We start from the raw sequence: 4936 nt of genomic DNA on the forward strand, positions 1-4936 counted from the left end.
GACTAACCCAGCCCGTCCGGCGTTTGAGGACGAGCGCGTTCAGCGCGATGCGGGGGTTCGGGGGCGGAGCCCCCGAGGGATGGGAACGGGTAAGGGCGGCGGGCGCGAGATCCCTCTTCGTCAGGGCTTTGTGCGGGGCAGCATCGGGTAGCTGCCCGTGTTGGTCGGGGCGTGTTCCGGGAGCCACAGGACCGCTACCGCGCCCTCTGCGGGGACGTCCTCCGGGGCGCCCGGTGGGCGTATGTTGCGGAACGTGAGGCGGGCGCCCAGGACGCGGGCCTGGCCTGCGGCGATGGTCAGGCCCAGGCCGTGGCCCTGGCCGGAGCGGTCGCTGCTGCCGGTGCGGAAGCGGCTCGGGCCGTCCGCCAACAGGTCCTCCGGGAAGCCCGTGCCGTGGTCGCGTACGCGGATGACCCTGCCCTCCACCGACACCTCTATCGGCGCCTTGCCGTGGCGTGCCGCGTTGGCGAGCAGGTTGAACAGCACCCGCTCCAGGCGGCGCGGATCCGTCGTGACCTCCGACTCGTGCACCACGTGTACGGCGATCTCCGGGTCCTTCGCGATCACCCGCCGCGCCACGAACTCGCCCAGCATGATGTCCTGCAACTCGGCCCGCTCCGACGCCCCGTCGAGCCGGGCCACCTCCAGGACGTCCTCGACCAGCGTGCGCATGGCCTTCGCCCGGTCCAGGACCAGCTCCGTCGGGCGCCCGGGAGGGAGGAGTTCGGCGGCGGTCAGCAGTCCCGTCACCGGCGTACGCAACTCGTGCGCGATGTCGGCTGTGACGCGCCGTTCCGCCTCCAGGCGCTGCTGGAGCGTGTCGGCCATCGCGTCCACCGCCCGGGCGAGGTCGTCGGTCTCGTCGCGTACGACACCGCCTATGGCATCCCGGACTCGTACGTCCGTCTCGCCTCTGGCGACCTGGTTCGCGGCTGCCGCCGCCTTCCGCAGCCGCCGCGACAACTGCGCGCCGATCAGCACGCCGAGCGCGCTGCCGCCCAGGACGACGGCGATCGAGCCGATGATCAGCGCCTGGTCGAGGTCGGCCATGATGTCCGTACTGCGGTCGGTGAACCCGGTGTGCAGCGACATGATGTGCCCGTCCTTGAGCGGTACGGCCGCCCAGATGTCCGGCACACCGTCCGGCCGGTCGGTCACATAGGTCGCCCGGCGGCCCTCCGCCGCCTTCTCCCGCAGCTCCTGCGGCAGGTTCGGGTCGTCGACCTTGATGCCGGGGAAGTTGGGCCGCCCCGACAGGTTGTAGTTGCTCTGCCCGATCAGGACGCGTTCGTCCGCGAGATCGCGCGCGCTGTCCAGCATCGAGACCCGGGCCGCGTTGTGCACGACCAGGCTGAGCGTCACCGCCACGAGCGCGCCGACCAGCGCGATGGCGGCGCTCAGCTTCCACCTGAGCCCGGTGTGGATCCCCGTCATTCCTCTGAACCTGGCGCCCATGGGCCCGCTCAGGCCTTCAACTTGTAGCCGAAGCCGCGGACCGTCTCGATCCGGTCCTGGCCGATCTTCGTACGCAGCCGCTGCACATGGACGTCGACGACGCGGGTGTCGCCGCCCCAGCCGTAGTCCCACACGCGTTCGAGGAGTTTGTCGCGGGAGAGGACCGTGCCCGGCGCGGACGAGAACTCCAGCAGCAGCCGCATCTCGGTGGGCGTCAGGGCCACCGGCCGGCCCTCCTTGCGGACCTCCATGCCCTCGGTGTCGATCTCCAGGTCGCCGAAGACGAGCACCCCGCCGGTCACGGCCGCCCCGCCCTCCGCAGCCGGCCCGTTCGGGCCGCTCGCGTGACCGAAGCGCCGCAGGACCGCGCGGATCCGGGCGACCAGGACGGCACCGTCGAACGGCTTCGTGACGTAGTCGTCGGCGCCCGCCTCCAGGCCCAGGACCACGTCGATGGAGTCGGCGCGCGCCGACAGCATGATCACCGGCACGGTGGACTCGTCGCGGATACGGCGGCACAGGCTGACCCCGTCGAGGCCCGGGACCATGACGTCCAGCAGGGCGATGTCGGGGCGGTCCGCGCGGAACGCCTCCAGGCCCGACAGCCCGTCGGGCATCGCGGTGACCGCGAAGCCGTCCCGCTCCAGGGCGAGTTGGGTGGCCTCGCGGATGACGTCGTCGTCCTCGACGAAGAGGACGTGGGTCTGGTCTGCCATCCCGGTGCTCTCAGTTCTCGTCTTGTGTGCCAGGTCGTGTGTCAGGTCAGTTGGGGGCCGTCGTCGGGGCGGTGTCGCCGTCGACCGCACCGCTGTACTCGTTGTGTGTGCGGTACTCCAGGGTGAAGCGGCCCGCCGTCCACCGGTAGGTGATCACATTCTCGCCCGACGGGCTCGTCACCGGGTCGTCCTTCTTGTACACCTGTTTGGTGACCACCAGGTCGCCCCGGTCTATCTCCGCGTAGACGGGGGACTCCTCGGCCCGGAAGACGTTCCGGTAGCCGGTGCCGCTGCCCGCCTCGCGGTACACGTACGACCCGACGCCGACGGCATCGCTGCACGTCATGACATTGACGACGACGTCGTCGGAGGCCCCGTCGGTCAGATCGCCGTACGACACGTCGACCGGGTACTCGTCCCCGACGCACGGCTTCAGCGCACGCTTGACCGAGACCGCGACCCCCGGGTCGTCCATGACGAGCCTGACCCCGTCCACGTCGTCCGTCGTGGCGTACGCGGAGGGCGCGGGGGTGGGGTTCACCTTGCCCGCGACGGCGTCGGCGCCGGCCGGCCCCTCGTCACGGGCGCCGGTGCCGCCGGTGGCGCAGGCGGTGACGAAAAGGGCGAGGGCGGCGAGCACGGCCGTCGCCGTGATCACCGCCTGAAAGGCTCGCCGGGCAGGTACGGACGGGGCCGGCCCCATGAGCCGCCCCGAGCCGTGCCCCGGCCATCCCCATGAGCCCGAACCCGGACCGGGACTGGTACCCGGACTCGGACCTGGACCCGTGGGTGGGTCCGCGTCCGAATCCGTCCCTGTCCGGGGCGGAGTCCGTGGGACCCCGGGATCGGTCGCCCCTGTGCCTAGGCCGCGCAACGCTCCCGCTCCTCATGCTCCAGCGCGCGTGCGTCCAGATCGCGGGCCTCCAGCTCCTCCCGGAGCCGGGCGAGCGCCCGGTGCAGCGTGCTCTTGACCGTTCCGGCCGACATGCCGAGGGCGGCGGCCGTCTCCTCCGTGGACATCTGCTCCCAGTGTCGCAGTACGACGACACTGCGCTGCTTGGGTGCGAGCACCTTCATGACGTCCATCAGGAGCGCGCGGTCCGCGTGCTGCTCGGTGGAGTCGTCCACGCACGCGTCCGGAAGCTGCTCGGTGGGCACCTCCTCCAGCTTGCGCGCCCGCCACCACTCGGTCCGGGTGTTGATCATCACCCGGCGGAGGTAGGCGTCCGCGAGGCGCTTGTCCGCTATGCCCTCCCAGCGGCCGTACGTCCGTACGAGCGCGGTCTGCAGCAGGTCCTGGGCGTCGACGGGGTCCGGGACCAGTCGACGGGCGCTGCGCAACAGCGCGTCCTGCCGCGTGCGGACGTACTCCTCGAATTCGAGCACCTCGCCCTGCTGCGTCATGTCCAACCGCCTCCGATCCCCGTTTCCGACCCGCCTGCCGGCCGGCTTTCACTGCCCTGTGGTCTGTACAGGGATGAAGCTACGGAGGGGTTGTCACGGGGTTGTCCGAGCCAGCCTGCGGGGAGCGCGCGGCTGTCCGTCGGTTGTGTAACGGAAGTAGGGGAGGGGTAAGCGGGCGGGGTAATTGGTGGTGATGTGGGGTGATTTGGCGGGCGGGGGAGGGGTGTTCGGCGCGTTACGGAAGGCCGAGTCTGTGTCCCGGCATGTGTCTCAGCTGTGCGGCAGGCGGTAAAGCCCGCCCGGCAGCGGCTCGACCAGACCGTCCGAGACGAGGCCGTCGAGGGCCCGGGCGCGCTGCACCGGCTCGTGCCACACCCGGTCCAGCGCGGCCTGCGGTACGGGGGTGTGGGCCTCGCGGAGTACGGCGAGCAGCTTGCCGCGCACCTGGCGGTCCGTGCCCGCGTACGTCTGGCCGCGGCGGGCCGGCCCCTCGTGCTCGGGCTTCCCGGCGAGCCGCCAGGCGCACTGGGCGGCGATCGGGCAGCGGTGGCAGCTCTCGTTCCTGGCCGTGCAGACGAGCGCGCCGAGTTCCATGGAGGCCGCGGCCCAGCGGGCGGCCGTGGGCTCGTCGTCCGGCAACAGGGCGCGGGCGAGCTTGCGTTCGGCGGCGGTGGTGGCGTTCGGGGGGTACTGGACGCCGGTGACGGCACGGGCGAAGACACGGCGGACGTTCGTGTCCAGTACGGCGTGCCGCTGGCCGTAGGCGAAGGAGGCGACGGCGGCTGCGGTGTACTCGCCGATGCCGGGGAGCGCGAGCAGCTGGGAGTGGTCGGTGGGTACGTCGCCACCGTGGCGTTCCGTTATGGCGACCGCGGCGCCGTGCAGGCGGAGGGCGCGGCGGGGGTAGCCGAGGCGGCCCCAGGCGCGGACGGCTTCGCCGGGGGCGTCCTTGGCGAGGTCGGCGGGGCGGGGCCAGTTGGCGAGCCACTGCTCGTAGACGGGCAGTACGCGGCTGACGGGGGTCTGCTGGAGCATGAACTCGCTGACCATCACGCCCCAGGGGCCGGCGTCGGGGTGGCGCCAGGGGAGGTCGCGGGCGTGCTCGTCGAACCAGTCGATGACGGGGGAGTGGAGGTCGGTGGTGGGGGTGTCGGCGGGGGTGTTGGCGTCGCGGTGCGGGGGCTTCGTGGGCGCAGTCATGGCGGGTCCGATCCTGCCATGTGGGGGTGCGGGGGTGTGCGATGCGGTGCGGTACCGGCGGGGTTGTTTTCGCCCCCGCCGCCCTTACCCGTTCCCATCCCCTGGGGGCTGCGCCCCCAGACCCCCGCTGTCGGCCTGAACGGCCTCGTCCTCAAACGCCG

5 protein-coding genes are annotated in these 4936 nt (G+C 71.9%); all 5 read right to left on the reverse strand.

Going from position 1 to position 4936, the window contains the following annotated elements:
- Positions 1-120: 120 nt before the first annotated feature.
- The 5 genes from cseC to ACWDR4_RS49755 all read right to left on the reverse strand — a co-directional run bounded on the left by cseC (position 121) and on the right by ACWDR4_RS49755 (position 4775).
- Positions 121-1455, reverse strand: a complete 1335-nt coding sequence (gene cseC, locus ACWDR4_RS49735) for a two-component system sensor histidine kinase CseC (protein WP_450418780.1) — start codon at positions 1453-1455, stop codon at positions 121-123.
- A gap of 8 nt (positions 1456-1463) precedes the next feature.
- On the reverse strand, positions 1464-2171 hold the full coding sequence (gene cseB / locus ACWDR4_RS49740) for a two-component system response regulator CseB (protein WP_450418781.1): 708 nt from the start codon (positions 2169-2171) through the stop codon (positions 1464-1466).
- 46 nt (positions 2172-2217) lie between these two features.
- Positions 2218-2874 carry a hypothetical protein gene (locus tag ACWDR4_RS49745; protein ID WP_450418782.1) on the reverse strand — a complete coding sequence of 219 codons (657 nt, stop codon included), beginning with the start codon at positions 2872-2874 and terminating at the stop codon, positions 2218-2220.
- A 158-nt stretch (positions 2875-3032) separates the two neighbouring features.
- Positions 3033-3575, reverse strand: a complete 543-nt coding sequence (locus ACWDR4_RS49750; RefSeq protein ID WP_389355551.1) for a SigE family RNA polymerase sigma factor — start codon at positions 3573-3575, stop codon at positions 3033-3035.
- Positions 3576-3845: 270 nt separating this feature from the next.
- Positions 3846-4775 carry an A/G-specific adenine glycosylase gene (locus ACWDR4_RS49755; RefSeq protein ID WP_450418784.1) on the reverse strand — a complete coding sequence of 310 codons (930 nt, stop codon included), beginning with the start codon at positions 4773-4775 and terminating at the stop codon, positions 3846-3848.
- Positions 4776-4936 lie beyond the last annotated feature (161 nt).

The sequence above is a fragment of the Streptomyces sp. NPDC000878 genome (assembly GCF_053599695.1).

Excerpts from the sequence above, each read along its gene's own strand:
- cseC (WP_450418780.1), bottom strand. The coding sequence starts at position 1,455 with ATGGGCGCCAGGTTCAGAGGAATGACGGGGATCCACACCGGGCTCAGG.
- cseB (WP_450418781.1), bottom strand. The coding sequence starts at position 2,171 with ATGGCAGACCAGACCCACGTCCTCTTCGTCGAGGACGACGACGTCATC.
- ACWDR4_RS49745 (WP_450418782.1), bottom strand. The coding sequence starts at position 2,874 with ATGGGGCCGGCCCCGTCCGTACCTGCCCGGCGAGCCTTTCAGGCGGTG.
- ACWDR4_RS49750 (WP_389355551.1), bottom strand. The coding sequence starts at position 3,575 with ATGACGCAGCAGGGCGAGGTGCTCGAATTCGAGGAGTACGTCCGCACG.
- ACWDR4_RS49755 (WP_450418784.1), bottom strand. The coding sequence starts at position 4,775 with ATGACTGCGCCCACGAAGCCCCCGCACCGCGACGCCAACACCCCCGCC.